Genomic DNA, 21,882 nt, shown 5'->3' with positions numbered 1-21,882 from the left:
AATGGGTCAATGCACTTTCTTGGGATGGTTCTCAATCCATTGCAAGACAGCATCCGCATAGAGTGAAGCCACGTCGCAACCTGTTTGATCTGCAATTTCTTGGAAGCAAGTTGGGCTTGTCACATTGATTTCGGTAACACAAGAGCCGATCACATCCACGCCGACCAGCAGCAGGCCACGAGCCAAGAGAATCGGGCCGAGGAATTCAGCAATTTCCCGATCACGTGCCGACAGAGGGCGCGCGACCCCCTTGCCACCGGCGGCAAGATTACCCCGCACTTCACCGCCTTGGGGTATGCGCGCAAGGCAATAGGGGACAGGCTGCCCCCCAATGATGAGCACGCGTTTGTCGCCGTCCGCAATCTCGGGCAGATACCGCTGGACCATCACAGAAACAGCGCCATCTTGATTCAATGTCTCAATGATGCTGCCAAGGTTCAGCCCATCATGTCCAACTCTAAAGATCCCCATGCCGCCCATGCCATCCAAGGGCTTGAGGATCACATCGCCATGTTCGGCATGAAAGCGCCGAATCTCAGTGGCATCACGCGTGACAAGCGTTGGGCCGATCAACTGAGGAAACTCCATGATGGCCAGCTTCTCTGGGTGATCTCTCAACGCCGCCGGCTTGTTGAGAACACAGGCGCCCTCGCGCTCCGCCTGCTCCAACAAGTGAGTTGCATAGAAATACTCGGAATCAAACGGAGGATCCTTGCGCATCAACACAGCATCAAAGTCTCGCAGCGCATGATTTTCCGGTGGCTGGGCATTGAACCAGGCCTCGGACTGCCCGGTCAGCACGATCTGCCGGACCTTGGCAGTGACCACCCCACCACTGCGCCAGCTGATGTCGCCAGGCTCGCAAGCGGAGATCACATGCCCACGGCGCTGCAACTCCCGCATCATCACGAAAGTTGTGTCCTTGTAGATCTTGAAGCTCTCCAAGGGGTCTGCAACGAAAAGAATGTTCACTTTGGGTTCCTGAAATGCCGAGCGCAAGAAAGCCAGGGCTCGCGACGACGTCCATGACGACATGCCGGGAAAGAACATCAGTTTGATTCAATCCCGGCCACTTTGTCGGCGGCCCCCGTCGTCAAATCCAGAGAAGAACCTGCGCTGTGCGGCACGCCACCATTGCGTGGATTGTGGCAGTGCCGCAAAAATTCTGCAGGGTACGCTGATGCGCGCGTCAGATTTCGATCTTGCTGCCCAACTCAACGACCGAGTTGTTGGGCAAATTGAGGAAGTCGGCCGCAGCGCTGGCGTTTCGGTGCATCTGTGCAAACAATTTCTCACGCCATGCCGCCATGCCACTGCCGATGGTTGGAATGACGGTGTCCCGCGACAGGAAATAGCTGGTCGCCATGGCTTCGAAAACACAGCCACGCGACCGGATCTGCGCCAACGCCTTGGGTACATCCGGGTCGTTCTTGAACCCGTAATTGATCACCACCTGCCAACAATCGTGTCCCAAGGGTTCGATCTCGACCCGCTTGTCCAGCCCGATCCATGGCACCTCGTGGTTGCGAACCGTGACAAAGAGGTTGTGTTGGTGCAAGACCTTGTTGTGCTTCAGGTTGTGCAGCAAGGCATTCGGCACAGTCCCGACATCCGACGTCAAAAACACGGCCGTACCTTCCACCCGCACGGGTGGGCTGACAAAGACAGACTCCAGAAAAGAACGCAGATCCAGAGAATCCGCCCGCAACGCAGCACTCATCAGTCGGCGGCCTTCCTTCCAAGTGGTCATCACGAGGTATAGAACCAACGCAAATGCCAGAGGGAACCAGCCACCTTGCAAAATCTTGAGTGAGTTTGAGGCCACGAAGCCGATGTCGACCGTGAAGAAGAAGCCCGTGGACGCGATGCAAAGCGGCAGCGGATAACCCCAGCCATAACGGATCACGTAGAAGGTCAGGATGGTCGTGATGCACATCACCAGACTGACAGAGATGCCATAGGCAGCCGCCAGAGCTGACGAGGATCCGAAGAGTGTCACGGCCAGAATCACCCCAGCCAGCAACATCCAGTTGATCGCAGGGATGTAAATCTGTCCGGTGTCCTTGATCGAGGTGTGAAGCACGGAGAGGCGAGGCAGAAAGCCCAGCTGAATGGTCTGCTTGGTGGCAGAAAACGCCCCCGAGATCAGGGCCTGAGACGCGATCACCGTGGCCATCGTGGCCAGGGCAACGATGGGCAGCAGGGCCCATTCAGGTGCCAGAAGGAAGAACGGATTCTCCGCGGCCGATGGATCCCGCAGGACCAGAGCACCCTGGCCAAAGTAGTTGAGCATCAACGACGGCATGACCAGACCAAACCAAGCAATCTGGATCGGCTTCTTGCCGAAGTGACCCATGTCGGCATACAAAGCCTCGGCACCAGTCGTACAAAGGAAAACCGCCCCCAGGGTGATGAACGCCAGCCCGTAATGCTCGATCGCAAAATGAATCGCGTAGCCGGGCCAGATGGCCTTGAGCACGGAGGGGTTTTGAACAATGGCTGGCACCCCCATGGCGGCAATCGAAAAGAACCAGACCACGGTGATCGGTCCGAAGAACTTGCCGATATCGCCCGTGCCACGCCGCTGGACCAGAAACAACAGCACCAAAACAGCGAGAGAAATGGGCACCACATAGGGCTTGGCAGCCGGCGTGAGAATCTCCAAGCCCTCGACAGCAGACAACACCGAGATGGCCGGCGTGATGATCCCGTCGCCAAAGAACAGGGCCACACCGAAGACACCGGCCATCACCAAAAGATGCCTGGCTTTCGGACGATCCTTCACCGACAAAGAGGCCAGGGCCAGCAAGGCCATCAAGCCCCCCTCGCCGTGGTTGTCTGCCCGCATGATCAGCGCCACATACTTGATGGACACCACAACCGTCAGGGTCCAGAAAAACAGCGACAGCACGCCCAACACGTTATCTGGTGTGATGGGCACATGCCCACTGATAAACACCTCCTTGAACGCGTAAAGACAGCTGGTTCCGATATCGCCGTAAACGACACCAATAGCGCCAAGCGTGAGCGCCGCGAGAGAGGATTTAGAAGCTGACACAAAAAACGCCCCACCCACAAGGGGCGAGGCCTGTTGCCTGAGGGACCGCTATTGTGCTCTGCAGGCTCAATCGCGCAAGCGGGCAAGCCCCCCTAATCCGCAGGGCAGCAGCAGCTCTGTTGCAGCGCAACAACTTTCGACCAGCGCCAGTTGCGGCGGCACTGGAAATCAGGCATAGACCTCGGCATTCGGATCTGTGGCCTCCAGCTCATAGCTGCTGGCCAGCATGGCCAAACGGGCAACAACGCCATACATATAGAAGCGATTTGGGGCACTCGCACCCGGCTTCATACCGGGTTGCGGCAGGTGGGTACTGTGCTCGAATGCCAGGGGAACAAAACTGGCCCCGGGCGCATTGAGGTTCTCATCCACACCCCGGTCGGCATGAATGCGGTAGAAACCACCGACCACATAGCGATCCATCATGTAGACCACGGGTTCGGCTACGCTGTCGTTCACGCGTTCGTTGGTCAGCACACCTTCCTGAATGATCACTTCATTGACGGTCTGGCCGTCTTTGATCATGTTCATCTTGTTCTTGGTCTTGCGGTTCAGCGCATCCAGGTCTTTCACGTCACGCACGGTCATGATGCCCATGCCATAGGTACCGTTGTCCGCCTTGACCACCACAAAAGGCTTCTCGTTGATGCCGTATTCCTTGTACTTGCGCTTGACCTTGGACAGCAAGGCATCCACGTTGCTGCGCAGGCATTCGATGCCCTGATCAGCCGAGAAATCGACGTCGCCACACTTGGCAAACATCGGGTTGATCAACCAGGGGTCGATGCCCAGCATCTTTCCAAAGCGCTTGCTGATGTCTTCGTAACTCTGGAAATGATTGCTCTTGCGACGTACCGACCAGCCCGCGTGCAAAGGCGGCAACAGGTACTGCTCGTGCAGGTCCTCCAGGATGCCCGGAGCACCGGCCGACAAGTCGTTGTTCAGCAAAATGGTGCAGGGGTCGAAGTCCTTCAGGCCCAGACGATGCTGACTTCGGATCACCGGCTCCAAGGTGACCTGCTCCCCACCGGGCAAGTCGATCACCGTGGTGTCCTTGATCTCCGAACTGATCGAGCCGACACGGACGTTCAGCCCGGCCATGTGGAAGATGCGCTGAAGCTGCACCACATTGCTCAGGTAGAACGTGTTGCGGGTGTGGTTCTCCGGGATCACCAACAGGTTCTTGGCCTCGGGGCAGATCTTCTCGATCGCCGCCATGGCCGCCTGCACCGCCAGCGGCAACATCTCAGGAGTCAGGTTGTTCCAGCCCCCCGGGTACAGATTGGTATCCACCGGCGCCAGCTTGAAACCTGCGTTGCGGATGTCCACCGAGGTGTAGAACGGTGGCGTGTGCTCCATCCACTCCAGACGAAACCAGCGCTCAATGGCTGGCGTCGAGTCGAGGATGCGCTGCTCGAGTTCATTGATCGGGCCTGTCAGCGCCGTGATGAGATGCGGAACCATGCGGGCCCTTGTGCGGAGGTGTAGAAACTGAAGAAAGGCAGAACTGGAACGATATGGGGCTGTGTCAGAGCTTTGCAAGCCCCCATCCAGCCAAACAACAGCCGGACAAGCGAATCAGGTGCGGATCTCGCCTTCACCCAACACAATCCATTTCAGCGAGGTCAGGCCCTCGATGCCCACCGGGCCACGGGCATGGAACTTGTCCGTGCTGATGCCGATTTCGGCGCCGAGACCATATTCAAAGCCATCGGCAAAACGGGTGCTGGTATTGACCATCACACTGGCCGAATCCACCTCACGCAAAAACTGCTGGGCATGCACATGGTCACGCGTCAGGATGGCTTCGGTGTGGTGCGAGGAGTAACGATTGATGTGAGCAATGGCTTCATCCACGCCGGCCACCACCTTCACGCTGATGATGGGTGCCAGGTACTCCTCCGACCAATCCTGCTCAGAGGCCTCGACCAGGTGAGCGCCGGGCACAGCGGCCAGCATCGCCAGGGCTTCTGCATCGCAACGCATCTCGACCCCCTTCTGTGCAAACACGGTCCCGATGCGCGGCAGAAAAGCCGGCGCGATACTGCGGGCCACCAGCAGGCTTTCGCTCGCATTGCAAGGGCTGTACTTCTGGGTCTTGGCGTTGTCGGTCACCTTGATGGCCAGGTCAAGATCGCAAGGATCGTCCACATACGTGTGGCAATTGCCGTCCAGGTGCTTGATGACGGGCACCTTGGCCTCGCGGCTGATGCGCTCGATCAAGCCCTTGCCGCCACGTGGAATGATCACGTCCACGTACTCGGGCATGGCAATCAATTGCCCCACCGCCTCGCGGTCGGTGGTTTGCACCAGTTGCACGGCATGCGTGGGCAAGCCGGCCTCCGCCAGTGCCTGCTCTACCAGGCGCGCCAGCGCCTTGTTGGATTCGATGGCCTCAGAGCCTCCGCGTAAGATGCAGGCATTGCCACTCTTGATGGACAGGCTGGCAGCTTCGATGGTCACGTTGGGCCGGCTCTCGAAGATCATGCCAAACACACCGATCGGCACCCGCATTTGCCCCACACGGATGCCACTGGGCTGCTGCTTCATGCCCAGGACCTCACCAATGATGTCGGGCATGGCTGCCAACTGCTCGCAACCTTCGGCACAGGTGTCCAGCACCTTGGGGGTCAACTTCAGGCGGTCCACCATCGGAGCCGACAGGCCTGCGGCGGTGGCCCGCTCCAAGTCGCGTGCATTGTCGAGCGCCAGCGCGGCGGTGTTTTCACGCAGCAGTCGAGCCAGGGCCTTCAAGGCCTTGTTCTTGGTGGCAGACGAGGCACGCGCCATGCTGGCAGAGGCCACCTTGGCCTGCAAACCGAGGGTCTGGGTGTATTCGGCAACATTCAGGGCATTCATGACCCCATTTTGCCGCAAAGCACTGCGGCAGGCCGAGCCCGTCAAAGGCGGGTGTCAAGGACGACAGAGCGAGCAGACCATCATGGCCAGGCGCTGCAAGGCCTGCCAGTTGTCGGTAGGCCAGTCCGGGCGTTTCAAGCCTTTGACAATGCCATCCACCCGATGTGCGGCCTGCAACAGTTCGGCCAGCTCATGCGAGGCCAGACGCGGGATCACCCGCTCAAAGAGACGCTCGCGCGGGCCCCACACCCGTTGCTCCCGCAAGGCCATGGGCAACGGACGCCCGGCCACCACGGCATCTTTGACCCGCTTGAGGGCACGAATGTCCTCGGCCAGCGTGTAATGCACCAGCACCTCGGCCTCGCCTTCGGCACGCAAACCATCCAGCATCCGCTGCACCCGCCCGGCACGGCCAGACAGCACCGATTCGGACAACTTGAACACGTCATACCGCGCCACGTTCAACACCGCGCTCTCCACCTGGGCCGCCGTCAATTCGCCTGCGGGATACAGCAAGGCCAGCTTCTGGATCTCCTGGTGTGCCGCCAACAAATTGCCTTCCACCCGGTCAGCAAAGAACTGCAAGGTGCGCTGCCCCTCTTCGCCTGCCGCCACGCGCTGACTCTGCTGTTGCAGGCGCTGGGCAATCCACGCCGGCAAGGCCTGGCGCTCGACGGGCTCCAGAGCGATGGTGACGCCTTGCTGCTCGAGCGCCGTGAACCATGCCCCCGTCCGTGTCGCCTTGTCCAGGCGCGGCAGGATGAAAATCGTGAGCGTGCTGTCGTTGCCTGCAGCCGCCTGCGCGAGTTGTTGGATCGCAGGGCTGCCCTCTTTGCCCGGCTTGCCGGAAGGGATGCGCACCTCCACGATCTGCCGCTCGGCAAACAGACTCAGCGAGCCGCCTGCCGCCAGGACCTCACTCCAGTCGAAGTGGGCCCCTGCCACGGTGTAGCTGCTGCGCTCGGTATAGCCCTGCGCACGTGCAGCAGCCCGGATCGCATCAGCCGCTTCCTGCTGCTGCAAGGGCTCGTCACCATGCAGGATGTAGAGCGAGCGAAGACCTTTGGCCAGGTGGTTCTGCAGTTGCGCGAAAGCCAGTTGCATGAAACCCTGCCTTCAAAGCTCGCGCACCGCCGCCAGGCGTCGCATGAGCTGCTGCACCACGTCGGTCTGCATGCTCTTGTAAAGCAAGGCTTCTTCGGTTTCCTTGGCCAGGGCCAGGGTTTCGCTGTAGTTGATGTCGCGTTGTTGCAGGATTTCGGTCGGGGCAATCAGCTCCTTGCCCTGCAAGGTGCGCAGCTTGAACCGCACTCGCACCCGCAGTTGAAACTGCCGCACCTGACCCGAGGCGTTCAAGGCCACCACCACTTTCTCGCGCTGGTCCGACAACAGGTCAATGATCACCTGCGCCGTCTCCATCTGCCGGGCATCCCGGATCACCTGAAGTTTGTCCAGCGACTCCAGGTTTCGGCGCAGCTCTTCAGACAGTGGTGAGTTGGGCTGGCCATTGATGAACACGCGCTCGAAGACGAAGTCGGGCGCCCGGCGCAGCTGAAAGCCGCAACCAGTCAGCAACAGGCCCACAGGCCAGATCAGGGCGGTGCGGCGCAGCACGTCAGACCACCAGGTTGACGAGACGACCTGGCACCACCACCACCTTCTTGGGGGCCGCGCCGTTGGCCAACTTGACAAACACCTCGCTGGCCAAGGCGATGCCTTCGATGGCCGCCTTGTCTGCTGTGGCCGGCACGAGGATGGAGCCGCGCAGTTTGCCGTTGATCTGCAGCATCAGTTCGATTTCGTCTTGCTGCAGAGCCGCCTCGTCCACCTGGGGCCAGGCGGCGTCGAGCAAATCACCCAGCGAGCCGGCATAACCCAGCTCGGTCCAGAGGCTGTGCGCCACATGGGGAGTGGCGGGGTAGATGCAACGCAGCAGGATGCCGAAGCCTTCGATCAGGGCCACCTGGGCACCCGGGCAGTCCATGGCCTTGAAATCTTCCAAGGCATTGAGCATCTTCATGGCGCCCGACACCACGGTGTTGTACTGCATGCGCTGGTAGTCGTAGTCCACCTGCTTGAGCACGGTGTGCACCTCCAGGCGCAGCGCCTTGGCCTCTTTGCCGAACACCACCTCACCCAGCGAGCTGGCCTGGGCGGTGCTGGCATTGGCGGCCTCGACATTGATCGCCAGCAGCTTGCTGCCAAAATTCCAGACGCGGCGCAGGAAGCGGTAACTGCCCTCCACGGCAGCATCGTTCCACTCCAGGGTGGCTTCGGGCGGCGCCGTGAACATGGTGTACAGCCGTGCGGTGTCGGCGCCATAGCGCTCGATCAGATCCTGCGGATCCACACCGTTGTTCTTGCTCTTGCTCATGGTGCCCACCCCCTCGTAGTCGATGGAGGTGCCCACGGGCAGGTCGCCCACGGCATTCTTGAGTTTGGCGCCGACGATCTTGCCGCCTTCGTCGAGCACATGCTCCACGTCGTGGGGCCAGAAATACTCCTTGCCCCCCTTTTCGGTGCGACGCGAATAGATGTGGTTGAGCACCATGCCCTGCGTCAGCAGCTTGGTGAAGGGCTCGTCCACCTTCACCAGGCCCAGGTCGCGCATCACCTTGGTCCAGAAACGGGCGTACAGCAAGTGCAGGATGGCGTGCTCGATGCCGCCGATGTACTGGTCCATCGGCATCCAGTAATTGGCGCCTTCGGCCACCATGGCCTCGCTGTTCTTCGGATCGCAGTAGCGCATGAAGTACCACGACGAGTCCACAAAGGTGTCCATGGTGTCGGTTTCACGGCGCGCCGGCTGGCCGCAAACCGGGCAAGTCACACCGGCATGGAAGCCTTCATGCTTGTGCAGCGGATTGCCCGACCCATCGGGGATGCAGTCCTGCGGCAGCACCACGGGCAGGTCTTTTTCGGGCACCGGCACCGGGCCATGTTCGGGGCAGTGGATGATCGGGATCGGCGTGCCCCAGTAGCGTTGGCGGCTCACACCCCAATCGCGCAGGCGCCAGGTGGTCTTCTTCTCGCCCAGGCTCTTGTCGGCCAGGGCCGAAGCCACGGCATTCACGCAATCGGCAAACTTCAGGCCGTCATACGGGCCCGAATTGATCATCATGCCGCGCTGCTTGTCACCATACCAGTCGTGCCATTGGGTGCTGTCGTACACCTCACCCTCAACCTGCACCACCTGACGGATCGGCAACTGGTACTTGAGAGCAAACGCAAAATCGCGCTCATCGTGGGCAGGCACCCCCATCACCGCGCCGTCGCCGTAGCTCATGAGCACATAGTTGCCGACCCAAACGGCCACCGATTCGCCGGTCAAGGGATGGATCACGCTCAGGCCCGTGGGCAAGCCCTTCTTTTCCTGTGTCGCCAACTCGGCTTCGGTGGTGCCGCCCGACTTGCATTCTTCAATGAAGGCCTGCAGCGCCGCATCGCCACGCGCAGCATGCTGCGCCAAGGGGTGCTCGGGGGCCACGGCGCAAAAGGTCACGCCCATGATGGTGTCGGCCCGGGTGGTGAAGACATACAGCTTGCCGTCACCGATCAACTGGCCGTCATCACCGCGGATGTCATGCGGGAAGGCAAAACGAACCCCCTCGCTCTTGCCGATCCAGTTTTCCTGCATCAGACGCACACGTTCGGGCCAGCCCGGCAGGTGGTTCTGCACCTGGTCGAGCAACTCGGCAGCGTAGTCGGTGATCTTGAGGTAGTAGCCAGGGATTTCACGCTTTTCCACCAGGGCGCCGGTGCGCCAGCCACGGCCATCGATCACCTGCTCGTTGGCCAACACGGTCTGGTCCACCGGGTCCCAGTTCACCGTCTGGGTCTTGCGATAGGCAATGCCCTTTTCGAGCATCTTCAGGAACAGCCACTGGTTCCACTTGTAGTAGCTCGGATCGCAGGTGGCCACCTCTCGGCTCCAGTCGATGGCCAAGCCCATCGCCTGCATCTGCTTCTTCATGTAGGCGATGTTGTCGTAGGTCCACTGCGCCGGCGGAACGCCGTTCTTCAAGGCGGCATTCTCGGCTGGCAGGCCGAAGGCATCCCAGCCCATGGGCATCAGCACGTTGTAGCCGTTCATGCGCAGGTAGCGCGTCAACATGTCGTTGATGGTGTAGTTGCGCACATGGCCCATGTGCAGTTTGCCGCTGGGGTAAGGCAGCATGGAGCAGGCATAGAACTTTTTCTTGCCGGCCTGTTCGGTCACGCGGTAGGCGTCGCGGGCAGTCCAATGGCCATGCGCAGCGCGCTCGACCTCAATGTGGTTGTACTTTTCTTGCATGGAATACTCTGTGGCGACCACGGTTGCCGCCGGTTGGAGGAGCAAGCCCAGCGGCTTGCGATGGGTGGATTTTAGGCGCTAGCGGACCAGGCCCGGGCCGCCGGGCAACGCAGGCCCGCTCAGGGATGGTGGCCGCGGATCCGCCACAAAGCCAATGCGACTCAAGCCGGCGTTTTGGGCCAGGCCCAGCAGCTCGACCACCCGACCATACGGCACGCGGGCATCGGCCCGCAACTGCACCTCGATCTGCGGGTCTTCCTGGGCCAACTCATGAAGCCGCTGTGCAGCAGCCAAATCGGTCAAGGGGGCCTCGTTGAGGTAGATCTGCCCGCCGGTATCCAAGGCCAGCGACACCGAGCGGTGGCTCTGCACCGGCTGGGCCGCCTCGGAGTGGGGCAGATCGAGGCGCAGGCTGCTGGCCAACAAGGGCGCTGTCAGGATCAGAATCACCACCAACACCAGCATCACATCCACCAGGGGGGTGACGTTGATGTCACTCAGGGGGCGAGAGGTCTCCACCCGCTCAAGGCGACCGAAGCTCACGGCAGCGCCTTCTCAAGCAACAATTCACGCAGATCGCGGGCAAAGCCTTCCAGATCGGCTTCGATGGCCGCAATCAGGCGGCCCATCACGTTGTAGGCCAGCAGCGCTGGTATCGCCACCCCCAGCCCGGCAGCCGTCATCACCAGGGCCTCGCCCACCGGGCCGGCGACCTGATCAAGGGTCAGGGTGCGAACGCCGGCCAACGCAGTCAAGGCATGGAAAATGCCCCACACGGTGCCCAGCAAACCCACAAAAGGCGCGGTGGACGCCACTGTGGCCAGCAGCACCTGCCCCCACTGCAAGCGACGCAGAACCCCATGCAAGGCATCACGAAGGTGGCGGGTGAGTTGCTGCTCACGCGAGCCCGCGCCCGCCAGCGAGCCCGCGGGGCTCAGGGAGGTCGCCGCCTCCACCAAGGGCAGCAAGGCGCGATCACGGTCCAGCGCCGCCAGATGGGCCAAGGCCTGGTCCATGCCTTGAGCCTGCCAGAACACAGCAGTGGCTCGGGGCACATCGCCCCGGGCGCGCCACAAGACCCAGGCCTTGCGGAGAATCACCACCCAGCTGGCCACCGACATCAGCAACAGCAGGACCGCCACGCCGCGCGTGAGCAGGTCGCCATCACCAAGCAATTGCAGGCTGCCCATGGGCGGGGCCGATCAGTTCAGGCCCAGCACATCGAACATGTCGAACAGGCCGGCCTGCTGGGACGCCAGGAAGCGCACCGCCCGCAAGCTGCCCTGGGCATAGGTCGAACGGCTGGACGACTTGTGCGTCACCTCGATGCGCTCTCCGATGCCGGCAAACAGCACCGTGTGGTCGCCGACGATGTCGCCACCACGCACGGTCGCAAACCCGATCGAGGACGGATCGCGCTCACCGGTCACGCCTTCACGGGCATAGACCGCGCAATCCTTGAGATCTCGGCCCAGGGCATCGGCGATCACTTCGCCCATCTTGAGGGCGGTGCCCGACGGGGCATCCACCTTGTGGCGATGGTGAGCCTCGATGATCTCGATGTCGTAGCCCGTCGACAGGGCCTTGGCGGCCATCTGCAGCAGCTTGAGCGTGACGTTCACGCCCACGCTCATGTTGGGGGCCATCATGATGGCGATGTCGCGGGAGATCTCTGCGATCTCGGCCTTCTGGGAATCAGAGAAGCCCGTTGTCCCGATGACGGCCTTGACCCCGAGTTCACGACAGACCTTCAGATGGGCCAGCGTGCCTTCAGGACGGGTGAAGTCGATCAGCACCTGCGCACCCTGCAAGCCCGCGCGCAAATCCGAGGTGATGTGGATACCACTGCCCTGCCCCAGATAAGCCGTCGCATCAGTGCCCAGAGCCGGGCTCGTCGGCACGTCCAGCGCGCCCGCCAGAACACAGTCATCGGCAGCCTGAACCGCCTCCAGCAACATGCGGCCCATGCGGCCCGAAGCGCCAGCAATGGCGATCTTGTGCAAAGCAGCACTCATCTTCTCAATATCCTGTCTGTCGAAAAAAAGAACCCCGGGCAGTGCCCGCGACCGCATCAGCGACGGGTAGGCTCGAGTGGCGGATAGCTGGCCGGCAAAGGTGAATCGTCCACCTGGGTGCTGGCGCTGACACTGCGTTTGGGCACGGGAAACTTGCTCAGTTGCTCGTCAGTGGCTTCCAGAGATGGAATCTTCTTGGATTTGGTACGCGAGTCCAGAGTGGCCACAAACTCGGCTTCGCTGGGCATTTCATCGCCTTCGAAGCGATCAAGCGCATCACCCTTGAAATAGACGCTGAGACGACGCGATTGCGGCTCCACCCCCTGGCGACGCAAGGTGAACACATAGTCCCAGCGATCAGAATGGAACACGCTGACGACCAGTGGGGTGCCCAGCACCTCCTTGACCTGCTGCCGGGTCATGCCCGGCTGCAAGGCGGCAACCTGCTCCTTGGACACGAAATTGCCCTGGACAATCTCGATCCGATAAGGCGTGACGGCCGTGGCGATGCGGCTGCCAGCGCCGTCGAACGAACCACAGGCCACGACACCGGCACACAGTGCCAGCGACAAACTCAGCCGGGCGCTTCGAGGGGAATAAGCAGACATGGGTCGGGAGGTAGCGATATGATCGGCCCATTGTAGCGGCTGGGCCTGTCAGAGCGGGTTGGTACGCTGGCGGAAGGACCCTTGCATGGCCAATATCGAAGAACTGAAAAATACCGGGCTCAAAGCCACGCTGCCCCGCCTCAAGATCCTGGAGCTGTTCCAGAAAGGGCGCCAACGTCACATGACGGCCGAGGACGTGTTTCGCGTTTTGTTGCAAGAGCAATCGGACATCGGGCTGGCCACCGTCTACCGGGTGCTCACCCAGTTTGAGCAGGCCGGCATTCTGAGCCGAAGTCATTTTGAAAGTGGCAAGGCGGTCTACGAACTCAACGAAGGTCAGCACCACGATCACCTGGTCTGCACCAGCTGTGGCAAGGTCGAGGAGTTCTATGACGCCGAGATCGAACGACGTCAGCAAATGGTGGCCAAAGCCAAACACTGGCTGCTGCAGGACCACGCCATGTCGCTGTACGGCCTTTGCGCCAGCTGCGCCAGCGACAAACGCTGAACGCCAGACCCGAATCCGGCCGAGACCCTAGCGGGCCTGAATTGGATCAGCCCTCTTGCTCCATGGCTCGGCGGTGCCGCTCGACAAACTCCTGATAGGTGTCGATGCCGCGCAACTGGAGAATCGTGTTGCGCACGGCGGCTTCCACCAAGACCGCGATGTTGCGACCGGCCACCACTTGGATCACCACTTTGCGCACCGGTACGCCCAGCACGTCCTGGGTCAGGGGCTCGTAGGGCAGGCGCTCGTAGTCGCGCTCCAGGGTTTCCTTGCGGACCAGATGCACGATGAGCTTGAGCCGCATCTTGCGCCGCACCGCGGTCTCGCCAAAGATTCCGCGGATGTCGAGCAGGCCGATGCCCCGCACCTCCAGCAGGTTCTGCAGCAGTTCCGGACAACGCCCTTCGATGGTGGTCTGATTGATGCGATAGAGATCCACAGCATCATCGGCCACCAGACCGTTGCCCCGCGAGATCAGCTCCAAACCCAGCTCGCTCTTGCCCAGGCCGGACTCACCCGTGATCATCACCCCGAGCCCCAGGATGTCCATGAACACCCCGTGCATGGAGGTGCGATCTGCAAAATGCTTGGACAAATAGGCCCGCAGCACGTCGATCACAAATGCCGATGACTCCTGGGTGGCAAACATCGGGATCTGTGCACGCTCGCACATCGACAGCAAGGCATCGGGTGCAGACTGACCGTCGGCCAGCACCAGCACCGGCGGCTCCAGGGTCACGATACGGGAAATGCGGCGAGCACAATCCTCCGGGGTAGCATTGGTCAGGTAAGCGATCTCCCGCTCACCCAGAATCTGCACCCGGTAAGGATGGATGTAATTGAGGTAGCCCACGAGATCGGCACCCGATCGGGCGGCCCGGACCACCACCTCATCAAAGCGGCGCTCCGAAGCCCCCAGGCCGGCCACCCATTCCCATTTGAGAATGGAGCGGAATTCCTCGAAGAGGACATCCGCGCTGACGACATTGGGTTTCACGACAGAGACTGCCTCAAAGCCATCAGGCCGGCTGGGTGGATTGCCAGGTGGCAATCATCTGGTGCAGCTCGGTCGCATCGGTGCAGGCCTTGATCCGTTCACGCAAAGGGGCATCGCTGAGCAACTCGGCAATCTCAGACAGGATTTCCAGGTGTTTCTGAGTCGCTGCCTCGGGCACCAGCAGGAAGATCAACAGGCCCACGGGCTGCTCATCGGGGGCATCAAAACCGATTGGGTTGGCCAACTGGAACACCGCGGCCATCGGGAACTTGAGCCCCTTGATGCGCCCATGCGGAATGGCCACGCCGTGCCCCAGCCCAGTGGAGCCCAGGCGTTCGCGTGCAAACAGGCTGTCGGTGATCAATGCACGGCTGAGGCCGTGAAGGCTCTCGAACAACAGGCCGGCTTCTTCAAATGCACGCTTCTTGCTGGTGGCGTCGACGCACACAAGCACTTGAGCAGCGGGGAGGATGGACGCGAGACGGTTCATGGTGAGTTAGGGCGGATTATGCACCGGTCGTCCAGCTTCGGCGAAAAACCGCGATCAGCCTGCAACTGACAAGAAAAAAGCCGCTGATTTGCAACAGCGGCTTCGGGGATCTTGTCAGCACTCAAAATGTCTGGCAAGCAGCCTCACATCAGGCGTTTGGCTGGGTCGTGATGGTGGTCCTGCATCCGGTCCTTGTGACGAACAACCTGACGATCCAGCTTGTCCATCAACTCGTCTACCGCTGCGTACAGATCCTCATGGGAACTCTCGGCAAACATGTCGTTGCCCTTGACGTGGACATTGCACTCGGCGCGTTGGCGGCGCTGCTTTTCCTTTTGCTTTTCAACAGTGAGTAAAACCTTCACATCAACCACCTGATCAAAATGTCGGGTGATCCGGTCCAGCTTGGTCGTCACATAACTACGCAAGGCGGGTGTAACTTCGAGGTGATGACCGCTGATCGTCAAGTTCATGAGTAGCCTCCTGTGCACTCTGGGTTGAAAACGCCACCTTTCAGGGTGGATGGCGAACCTCAAATTCGGTGAACCTGAATTCACTATGCGCCCGCAAAACCCGAATTGCAATGGCTTTTCATCAAGCCGTCACGGGTTTTTGAGCCAACTCGGGAAAGCCCTCAGAAGCCCCTCCATGGCACACGGATGAGGCCTTGACGCGACCTCAGAAGGGCGGCAAATTCAGTCAGTTGACCCGCTCGAAAAACGGCTTTTCCGGGCGGGCGGGCGGGCCAGAATTCGGCCCACTGGCGTCAGAGACCCCGGGCCGGGGCCATGACATCAGCTCAGAACGAACTGCGCCTTGCCAGCGGCCTTGGCCTGGTACATGGCGGCATCCGCCCGCGACAGCAACAGCTCGGCCGACAAAGCGACACCGCCCGAGTCCCCCCCGGTGACGGCGACGCCGATGCTCGCGGCCAGGGTCAGCTCTCGCCCACCCAGCACAACAGGCACGGCCAACTCGGCAAGCAGCTTGCGGGCGACCAAGGCAGCATGGGCTGCCGGATGCGCCAGCCCCTCGAGGATGACGGTGAACTCATCGCCGGCCAAACGCGCCACCGAATCGGTCTCGCGCACAGCCGACTGAACCGTGCGGGCGAAATGACGCAGCACGGCATCGCCGAAGTCGTGCCCGTAGGTGTCGTTGTAGAGCTTGAACCCATCGAGGTCGAGAAACATCAGCGCCAGGCCCGTGCCCTGACGCCGCACCCGGGCCAAGGCCTCCACCAGACGCTGCAGAAACGCGCGCCGGTTGGGCAAGCCTGTCAGGGCATCGTGGCTGGCTTCATGCTGCAGACGTTGTTGCAACTGATACTGGTCGGTCACATCCTGGGCCAGGATGTAGAAGCCGTAGGGCGGACGCGACATGGCGGTGTCCGGGATGAAGTTGGTGTGTACCCGGATCTCACCCCGCCGGGTGTTCAGTCTGGAATCAAAACTGACCATCTCACCCGCCTGCACTCGCTGCAAGGGTTCGAGCTGCGCCGCCAACACCGCACCATCCATGAACCCATCCAGAGACTGCCCCACGATCTGAGCCACCGGCACACCAAACCAATCTTGATACGCCTGGTTGTTGAACTGGTAAATGCGGTTGCCGTCCACATAGGCGATCAGCGCAGGCATGTTGTCGGCCAACAGGCGCAAACGGGTGCGACTTTCCAGCAACTCGCGCTCGACCGCCTTGCGAGCCGAGATATCGTGCAAAAACGCATGCATGCGCACCTGCCCGTGAAAGCGATTCACCCCCAACGAGACTTCAGAAGGGAACAAGCGACCGTCGCGATGCTGGGTCTGTACCTCAAGCCGCCCACCCCCCATGCGGTCAAGCCCCTCCGCCCGAAGGCGCTCAAAAGCCACCTGGTAGCGCGGCACCACCCCCTGCGGTACCAGCAGATCAAAGACGCTGCGCCCAATGGCCTCATCACGTCGCCAACCGAAGGTATCGGTGGCTGCCTCGTTCCAGGCAGTCACCCGGCCACATGGATCCACCTCGATGAAGGCATCGGTGGCATGGGCCAGGGTGGCCCTGAACAGCTCTTTTTCATGCTCCAGCGCCACCTGGGCCGCCTGGCGGCGGTCCACCTCGGTGCTGAGGCGCGCATTGGCCTCGCTGAGCTCCTGGGTCCGGAGCTCAACCCGATGTTCCAGCTCCAGTTGCAACACCGCCAACGCCTGTTCTGAGGCCTTGCGAGCAGTGATGTCGGTGGCCACCAGCACAAAACCGGCCTCGGCATCCCGCTCTGCCGCCAGACGCGAAACACCCACCAGAGACCAGGCCAACGACCCATCGGGGCGCAGAAAGAGCAACTCCTGAGGCGGCGCGCTCGCATCGGGGCGCAGCAGATCATGCAAATGGCGCAGCACCCGATCCTTGTCAGGCGGAAACAACACCGATTCCAGCGGCTCGCCAGCCAGGCTGTCGGCACTGCAGCCCAGCAGTTGAGCCATTTGCCCGTTCACACGCAACCAACGCCATTGCGGCGAAACCAAGGCCATGCCAACCGAGGCCTGGGCAAAGGTACGCTCAAACTGAGCTGCCGAGAGGTTGGCACGCCGATCCGCTTCCACCCCTCGGAAATACTGCTCCACCAGGGCAGCAAAATCCTGCAGATCCTGGGCCTCTGACGCACCGAAGGGCCGCGGCTGGCGATCGATCAGGCACAAGGCGCCCAAGGGGTGTCCGGCCAAGGACCGGATGGGGCAGCCCGCATAAAAGACCAGCCCAGGCGACCCTGCGACCAGGGGATTGGCCATGAACCGCGCATCCTCACGGGCATCGCTGATCACAAAAGGTTCGTCATGCAGGATGGTGTGGCCGCAGAAGGAATGCTCCCGGGGCAAAGTGCGAGGCGTCTCCCCATGGGCGGACTTGGTCCACTGCAGCTCTGCCGCTACCAGGTTGACCATGGCGATCGGCACCTGGAAATGCCGGGCCGCCAGGCGGGTGATGCGATCCAACTCGGGGACCGACGCCAGATCACAGACCGCCAGCGACTCCAGCACCTGCAGGCGCTGAACTTCATCGGCTGGTACGCCGTACACCCTCATTGCGCGAACCTCCGATGGGACTGCCATAAGCCGCTTCAATGTAACAAATCAGCTTTCACCCGACCAGCACCTGAACCCTGAATGGCGCGGTGGAAAGGACACCCCGGTCCGCGCCCTGAACAAGGGCTCGAAATGAGCCGACCAGCGTTGTTGCGGTGCGATAATCCGCCCAATTCAATTTTGGAGAGACCGCCTTGGAAACCTACCCCAGTTGGTAGCTTTCAATTCCCGTGGCCGCATCGGGGGTTGAAAGCACCCCATTCCCGACCGATTGCAACCCTGACCCACGGAGCGCGCGATGCTCAATATCTTTACGCTGGCCAATGGCCGGCTGTTCCAGGAAGAAATCGAATCCCTGGAGGAACTGTCCAAGTTTCAGCCCATCTGGGTGGACCTGGAATCCCCCTCGGTCGAAGAAAAACGCTGGATCAAGCAGTACTACGGCCTCTCCATCCCGGAAGACGCGATGGACGAGGACATCGAGGAATCCGCCCGCTTCTACGAAGAAGACAACGGCGAACTCCACATCCGCAGTGACTTTCTGATCGCCGATGACGATGCGCCCCGCACCGTGCGTGTGGCCTTCATCCTGAACCAGCACAACACCGACCTGAAAAGCCGAGGGGTGCTGTTCTCGATCCACGACGAAGACGTGCCGGTGTTCCGCCTGCTGCGCATGCGCGCCCGCCGCGCCCCCGGCCTGATCGAAGACGCCAAGGAAGTGCTGCTCAAGCTGTTCGATGCCGATGCCGAATACTCGGCCGACACCCTGGAAGGCATTTACGACGAGCTGGAAAAGGCCGGCAAGCAGGTGCTTTCCGGCGATGTGACCGACGCCCTGGCCGGCGAAGTGCTGGGCGCCATTGCCCGCCACGAAGACTTGAACGGCCGCATCCGCCGCAACGTGATGGACACGCGGCGCGCCGTCAGCTTCATGATGCGCAGCCGCATGCTGAATGCCGAACAGTTTGAAGAAGCCCGACAGATCCTGCGCGACATCGAGTCGCTGGACAACCACACGGCCTTCCTGTTCGACAAAATCAACTTCCTGATGGACGCTACGGTCGGTTTCATCAACATCAACCAGAACAAGATCATCAAGATCTTCTCGGTGGCCAGCGTGGCCTTGCTGCCCCCCACCCTGATCGCCAGCATTTACGGGATGAACTTCAAGGCCATCCCGGAGCTGGACTGGTCGCTGGGCTACCCCTATGCGCTGGCGCTGATGGCCGCGTCTGCCGTGGTGCCCATGCTGTACTTCCGCCGGCGCGGCTGGCTGCAGTGAACCCGGCCACCGCGCGTCAGGACGGCTGCTGACTCAGGTGATCCAACAGGCCGCCCACGATCAAGGTGGTGCAACGGCCCGCCACCGCCTCCAAGAAAGCCGGAAAATCGACATGCGCCTGGTCATCGGCCCGGTCTGAGATGGTGCGCAGTGCCGCAAAGCGCACCCCGTAGTCGTGACAGACCTGGGCCACCGCGGCAGCCTCCATCTCCACCGCCAAAGCCTCGGGCAGGCGGGCCCGCAGGCCCAGTGCCTCGTCAGCGGCCGAGACAAACCGGTCCCCGCTGATCAACAACCCCTGGTGCACCTGCATGGCATCCAGCCCATACAAGCGCCGCACGGACGCGTCAAAATGGCTCCCGACCCGGGCCTGCAGCGCCTGGGCGGCCACCCTCAGGCCTTCTGCCAGCAGGGGATCGCAGGCGAAATGCGACTGCCCATAAAGGGGCACTTCATAGCGCGGAAACAGCGGCGAGGCATCCATGTCGTGCTGCAGGCAATGGGTGGCGACCACCACGTCGCCCACCGTCACGCCCTCCCCCAGACCGCCAGCCACCCCGCTGAACACGATGTCCGTCACACCAAAGCGCTCGATCAAGGCGGTGGCGGTGGTGGCTGCGGCCACCTTGCCGACACGGGACAGCGCCAGCACCACAGGCCGGCCGCGCCACAGGCCCAGGCAGTACTCACGGCCGGCATGCTGCTCCACACGCGGTTGATCCAGCAGGGCGCGCAGACCTGTCTGCTCCTGCGACAGGGCACTGAGAATAGCGAGCGTCATCCATCCAACTCCTGAACAATCGAACAGCACCCCTTGGCACTGAGCATGAAAAAGCGGCCCGAAGGCCGCCCGCATTGTGCCGCGTCCCGACCCGCGCCCAGGTTCAGGCCTTGTCGCGCAACTCCCGGCGCAGGATCTTGCCCACCGGGGTCTTGGGCAGATCGGTGCGAAACTCGATGATGCGCGGCTGTTTGTAGCCCGTCAGGTTGGCGCGGCAGAACTCCTTCACCTGCACATCGGTCAGCTCAGGGTGCTTTTTCACGATCACCAGCTTCACCGCCTCGCCGGTCTTTTCATCAGGCACGCCGACGGCGGCACACTCCAGCACGCCCTCCAGGTCGGCCACCACCTCTTCCACCTCATTGGGATAGACGTTGAAGCCGCTGACCAGAATCATGTCTTTCTTGCGATCGACGATCTTGAAGAACCCCTTGGCATCCACCACACCAATGTCACCGGTCTTGAAGAACCCATCGGGTGTCATGACCTTGGCGGTTTCATCGGGGCGCTGCCAGTAGCCGGCCATGACCTGCGGACCCTTGATGGCGATCTCGCCCGGCTGGCCCAGAGGCACGTCCAGGCCATCGTCATCGAGCAGCTTGAGGAAAGTGCTGGGCAGGGGCACGCCGATGGTGCCGGTGTATTCGGTGGCCGTCACTGGATTGCAGCTGACGGTGGGCGACGTTTCCGACAGACCATAGCCCTCACAGATCGGACAGCCCGTCTTCTCCAGCCAGAGCTTGGCCACCGCGCCCTGCACCGCCATGCCTCCACCCACCGATACCTTGAGGTTCTTCCAGTTCACGGTGCCGAAATCCGGGTGGTTCGCCAGCCCGTTGAAGAGCGTGTTGACCGCGGGAAAACTGTGGAAGGTGTGCCGGCGCAGTTCCTTGAACACCGAGGGCAGATCGCGCGGATTGGGGATCAGGATCAGCTTGCCCCCGGTGCGCATGGACAGCATCATGCCCACAGTGAAGGCAAAGATGTGGTACAGAGGCAAGGCACACACGCTCGTGGGCTGCTCATGGGCCGGCACCTGGCCCATCACCGGCGAATTCCAGGCCTCGGACTGCAACACGTTGGCGATCACGTTGCGGTGCAGCAGCACCGCGCCCTTGGACACCCCGGTGGTGCCCCCGGTGTACTGCAGCAAGGCCACATCGTCGGCCTTGATGTCGGGGCGCTTGAACGAACGACGGGTGCCCTGACGCACCGCATCCTTGAACCGCACGGCGCCGGGCAGGTGGTACTCGGGCACCATCTTCTTGACATTGCGCACCACGTAGTTGACCAGGGCGCCCTTGAGCAGGCCCAGCTCATCACCCATCGCGCACAGCACCACATGCTTGACCGGCGTGTGGGCCAGGCACTGCTGCAAGGTGGTGGCAAAGTTCTCAATCAGGATGATGGCCTTGGCGCCCGAATCCTTGAGCTGGTGCTCCAGTTCGCGCGGCGTGTACAGCGGGTTCACATTGACCACCACCAGGCCCGCGCGCAACACCGCCGCCACGCACACCGGGTACTGAGGAATGTTGGGCATCATCAGGGCGACACGGTCACCCTTGCTCAGGCCCAGCCCCTGCAGGTAGGCGGCCAGTGCCAAGCTTTGGCGGTGGGCCTGCGCATAGGTCACATCCCGACCCATGAAACTGTAGGCCACCCGGCTGGCATGCTTCTCGAAACTCTCCTCCATCAAGGCCACCAAGGAGGCGTAATGCGAAGGATCGATGTCGGCGGGCACCCCTTGGGGGTAACTGCCGAGCCATGGGCGGTCGGTCATTTCTTGTCTCTCCAGACTCTTGCTTGGGAATATGCGCAGTCCTTCGAGTCAAGTCAGGCCTGCGTCAGCACAACCTCCTATTTTGATTCGTTTTTTTACAAAACGACACTCAATCAAGAGCTCACACCGAGCGCAGCCCGAC

General features: G+C 61.5%; 19 protein-coding genes. 2 read left to right on the top strand and 17 right to left on the bottom strand.

The window, feature by feature from the left end; translation table 11 throughout:
* Nucleotides 1–6 precede the first annotated feature (6 nt).
* From gshB to AC07VS_RS25120, 11 genes are all read right to left on the bottom strand, one after another.
* A complete protein-coding gene (gene gshB, locus AC07VS_RS25170; protein ID WP_494655688.1) occupies nt 7–972 on the bottom strand; it encodes a glutathione synthase in 966 nt (321 codons plus the stop codon).
* A gap of 217 nt (nt 973–1,189) precedes the next feature.
* The gene (locus AC07VS_RS25165) at nt 1,190–3,058 is read right to left on the bottom strand and encodes a potassium transporter Kup (RefSeq protein ID WP_494655689.1); all 1,869 of its coding nucleotides are present in this window, start codon (nt 3,056–3,058) and stop codon (nt 1,190–1,192) included.
* A 168-nt stretch (nt 3,059–3,226) separates the two neighbouring features.
* Nucleotides 3,227–4,522: a glutamate--cysteine ligase gene (gene gshA, locus AC07VS_RS25160; RefSeq protein WP_494655690.1), complete on the bottom strand. Its 1,296-nt coding sequence runs from the start codon at nt 4,520–4,522 to the stop codon at nt 3,227–3,229.
* A 114-nt stretch (nt 4,523–4,636) separates the two neighbouring features.
* A complete protein-coding gene (locus AC07VS_RS25155) occupies nt 4,637–5,917 on the bottom strand; it encodes a glutamate-5-semialdehyde dehydrogenase (RefSeq protein WP_494752333.1) in 1,281 nt (426 codons plus the stop codon).
* 54 nt (nt 5,918–5,971) lie between these two features.
* On the bottom strand, nt 5,972–7,021 hold the full coding sequence (holA, locus tag AC07VS_RS25150; RefSeq protein WP_494752332.1) for a DNA polymerase III subunit delta: 1,050 nt from the start codon (nt 7,019–7,021) through the stop codon (nt 5,972–5,974).
* 12 nt (nt 7,022–7,033) lie between these two features.
* Nucleotides 7,034–7,531, bottom strand: a complete 498-nt coding sequence (locus tag AC07VS_RS25145; protein ID WP_019576987.1) for an LPS-assembly lipoprotein LptE — start codon at nt 7,529–7,531, stop codon at nt 7,034–7,036.
* A gap of 1 nt (nt 7,532) precedes the next feature.
* Entirely contained in the window at nt 7,533–10,211 is a 2,679-nt protein-coding gene (gene leuS / locus AC07VS_RS25140; protein ID WP_492350664.1) for a leucine--tRNA ligase, read from the bottom strand.
* A gap of 78 nt (nt 10,212–10,289) precedes the next feature.
* On the bottom strand, nt 10,290–10,754 hold the full coding sequence (locus AC07VS_RS25135) for an ExbD/TolR family protein (protein ID WP_494752331.1): 465 nt from the start codon (nt 10,752–10,754) through the stop codon (nt 10,290–10,292).
* Nucleotides 10,751–11,401, bottom strand: coding sequence for a MotA/TolQ/ExbB proton channel family protein (locus tag AC07VS_RS25130; RefSeq protein ID WP_492350662.1), 651 nt, complete (start codon nt 11,399–11,401; stop codon nt 10,751–10,753). The genes AC07VS_RS25135 and AC07VS_RS25130 overlap by 4 nt, the downstream gene beginning before the upstream one ends.
* Nucleotides 11,402–11,413: 12 nt before the next feature.
* Nucleotides 11,414–12,226 (bottom strand): 4-hydroxy-tetrahydrodipicolinate reductase, encoded by an 813-nt coding sequence (gene dapB, locus AC07VS_RS25125; protein ID WP_494655695.1) that lies wholly within the window; start codon nt 12,224–12,226, stop codon nt 11,414–11,416.
* A gap of 56 nt (nt 12,227–12,282) precedes the next feature.
* Nucleotides 12,283–12,834: an outer membrane protein assembly factor BamE gene (locus tag AC07VS_RS25120; RefSeq protein ID WP_494655696.1), complete on the bottom strand. Its 552-nt coding sequence runs from the start codon at nt 12,832–12,834 to the stop codon at nt 12,283–12,285.
* Between the two features lie 85 nt (nt 12,835–12,919).
* Here AC07VS_RS25120 and fur point away from each other — a divergent pair, with 85 nt between their 5' ends.
* Nucleotides 12,920–13,342 (top strand): ferric iron uptake transcriptional regulator, encoded by a 423-nt coding sequence (gene fur, locus AC07VS_RS25115; protein WP_494655697.1) that lies wholly within the window; start codon nt 12,920–12,922, stop codon nt 13,340–13,342.
* 46 nt (nt 13,343–13,388) lie between these two features.
* Here the strand turns inward: fur and hprK are convergent, their stop codons facing one another.
* The 4 genes from hprK to AC07VS_RS25095 all read right to left on the bottom strand — a co-directional run bounded on the left by hprK (nt 13,389) and on the right by AC07VS_RS25095 (nt 17,894).
* Nucleotides 13,389–14,339, bottom strand: coding sequence for an HPr(Ser) kinase/phosphatase (gene hprK, locus AC07VS_RS25110; protein WP_492350659.1), 951 nt, complete (start codon nt 14,337–14,339; stop codon nt 13,389–13,391).
* Nucleotides 14,340–14,361: 22 nt separating this feature from the next.
* Nucleotides 14,362–14,829, bottom strand: coding sequence for a PTS sugar transporter subunit IIA (locus tag AC07VS_RS25105; RefSeq protein ID WP_492350658.1), 468 nt, complete (start codon nt 14,827–14,829; stop codon nt 14,362–14,364).
* A 143-nt stretch (nt 14,830–14,972) separates the two neighbouring features.
* Nucleotides 14,973–15,302 carry a ribosome hibernation-promoting factor, HPF/YfiA family gene (hpf, locus tag AC07VS_RS25100; RefSeq protein ID WP_492350657.1) on the bottom strand — a complete coding sequence of 110 codons (330 nt, stop codon included), beginning with the start codon at nt 15,300–15,302 and terminating at the stop codon, nt 14,973–14,975.
* Nucleotides 15,303–15,623: 321 nt separating this feature from the next.
* Nucleotides 15,624–17,894: a sensor domain-containing diguanylate cyclase gene (locus AC07VS_RS25095; protein ID WP_494752330.1), complete on the bottom strand. Its 2,271-nt coding sequence runs from the start codon at nt 17,892–17,894 to the stop codon at nt 15,624–15,626.
* Between the two features lie 298 nt (nt 17,895–18,192).
* Here AC07VS_RS25095 and corA point away from each other — a divergent pair, with 298 nt between their 5' ends.
* On the top strand, nt 18,193–19,179 hold the full coding sequence (corA, locus tag AC07VS_RS25090; protein WP_019576976.1) for a magnesium/cobalt transporter CorA: 987 nt from the start codon (nt 18,193–18,195) through the stop codon (nt 19,177–19,179).
* 16 nt (nt 19,180–19,195) lie between these two features.
* Here the strand turns inward: corA and AC07VS_RS25085 are convergent, their stop codons facing one another.
* Together AC07VS_RS25085 and AC07VS_RS25080 are read right to left on the bottom strand one after the other, a co-directional pair.
* Nucleotides 19,196–19,960 carry a 5'-methylthioadenosine/adenosylhomocysteine nucleosidase gene (locus AC07VS_RS25085; protein ID WP_492350655.1) on the bottom strand — a complete coding sequence of 255 codons (765 nt, stop codon included), beginning with the start codon at nt 19,958–19,960 and terminating at the stop codon, nt 19,196–19,198.
* Between the two features lie 103 nt (nt 19,961–20,063).
* Nucleotides 20,064–21,740: a long-chain-fatty-acid--CoA ligase gene (locus AC07VS_RS25080; protein ID WP_492350654.1), complete on the bottom strand. Its 1,677-nt coding sequence runs from the start codon at nt 21,738–21,740 to the stop codon at nt 20,064–20,066.
* Between the last annotated feature and the right edge of the window lie 142 nt (nt 21,741–21,882).

This window comes from Curvibacter sp. GW821-FHT01G03 (assembly GCF_059422285.1).
This window is presented reverse-complemented; position numbering and strand designations above follow the sequence as displayed.

Coding starts and splice junctions, on each gene's coding strand:
- hpf (WP_492350657.1), bottom strand. CDS start 15,302: ATGAACTTGACGATCAGCGGTCATCACCTCGAAGTTACACCCGCCTTG.
- AC07VS_RS25130 (WP_492350662.1), bottom strand. CDS start 11,401: ATGGGCAGCCTGCAATTGCTTGGTGATGGCGACCTGCTCACGCGCGGC.
- AC07VS_RS25155 (WP_494752333.1), bottom strand. CDS start 5,917: ATGAATGCCCTGAATGTTGCCGAATACACCCAGACCCTCGGTTTGCAG.
- dapB (WP_494655695.1), bottom strand. CDS start 12,226: ATGAGTGCTGCTTTGCACAAGATCGCCATTGCTGGCGCTTCGGGCCGC.
- AC07VS_RS25085 (WP_492350655.1), bottom strand. CDS start 19,960: ATGACGCTCGCTATTCTCAGTGCCCTGTCGCAGGAGCAGACAGGTCTG.
- fur (WP_494655697.1), top strand. CDS start 12,920: ATGGCCAATATCGAAGAACTGAAAAATACCGGGCTCAAAGCCACGCTG.
- leuS (WP_492350664.1), bottom strand. CDS start 10,211: ATGCAAGAAAAGTACAACCACATTGAGGTCGAGCGCGCTGCGCATGGC.
- corA (WP_019576976.1), top strand. CDS start 18,193: ATGCTCAATATCTTTACGCTGGCCAATGGCCGGCTGTTCCAGGAAGAA.
- AC07VS_RS25095 (WP_494752330.1), bottom strand. CDS start 17,894: ATGAGGGTGTACGGCGTACCAGCCGATGAAGTTCAGCGCCTGCAGGTG.
- AC07VS_RS25120 (WP_494655696.1), bottom strand. CDS start 12,834: ATGTCTGCTTATTCCCCTCGAAGCGCCCGGCTGAGTTTGTCGCTGGCA.
- AC07VS_RS25080 (WP_492350654.1), bottom strand. CDS start 21,740: ATGACCGACCGCCCATGGCTCGGCAGTTACCCCCAAGGGGTGCCCGCC.
- holA (WP_494752332.1), bottom strand. CDS start 7,021: ATGCAACTGGCTTTCGCGCAACTGCAGAACCACCTGGCCAAAGGTCTT.
- AC07VS_RS25105 (WP_492350658.1), bottom strand. CDS start 14,829: ATGAACCGTCTCGCGTCCATCCTCCCCGCTGCTCAAGTGCTTGTGTGC.
- gshA (WP_494655690.1), bottom strand. CDS start 4,522: ATGGTTCCGCATCTCATCACGGCGCTGACAGGCCCGATCAATGAACTC.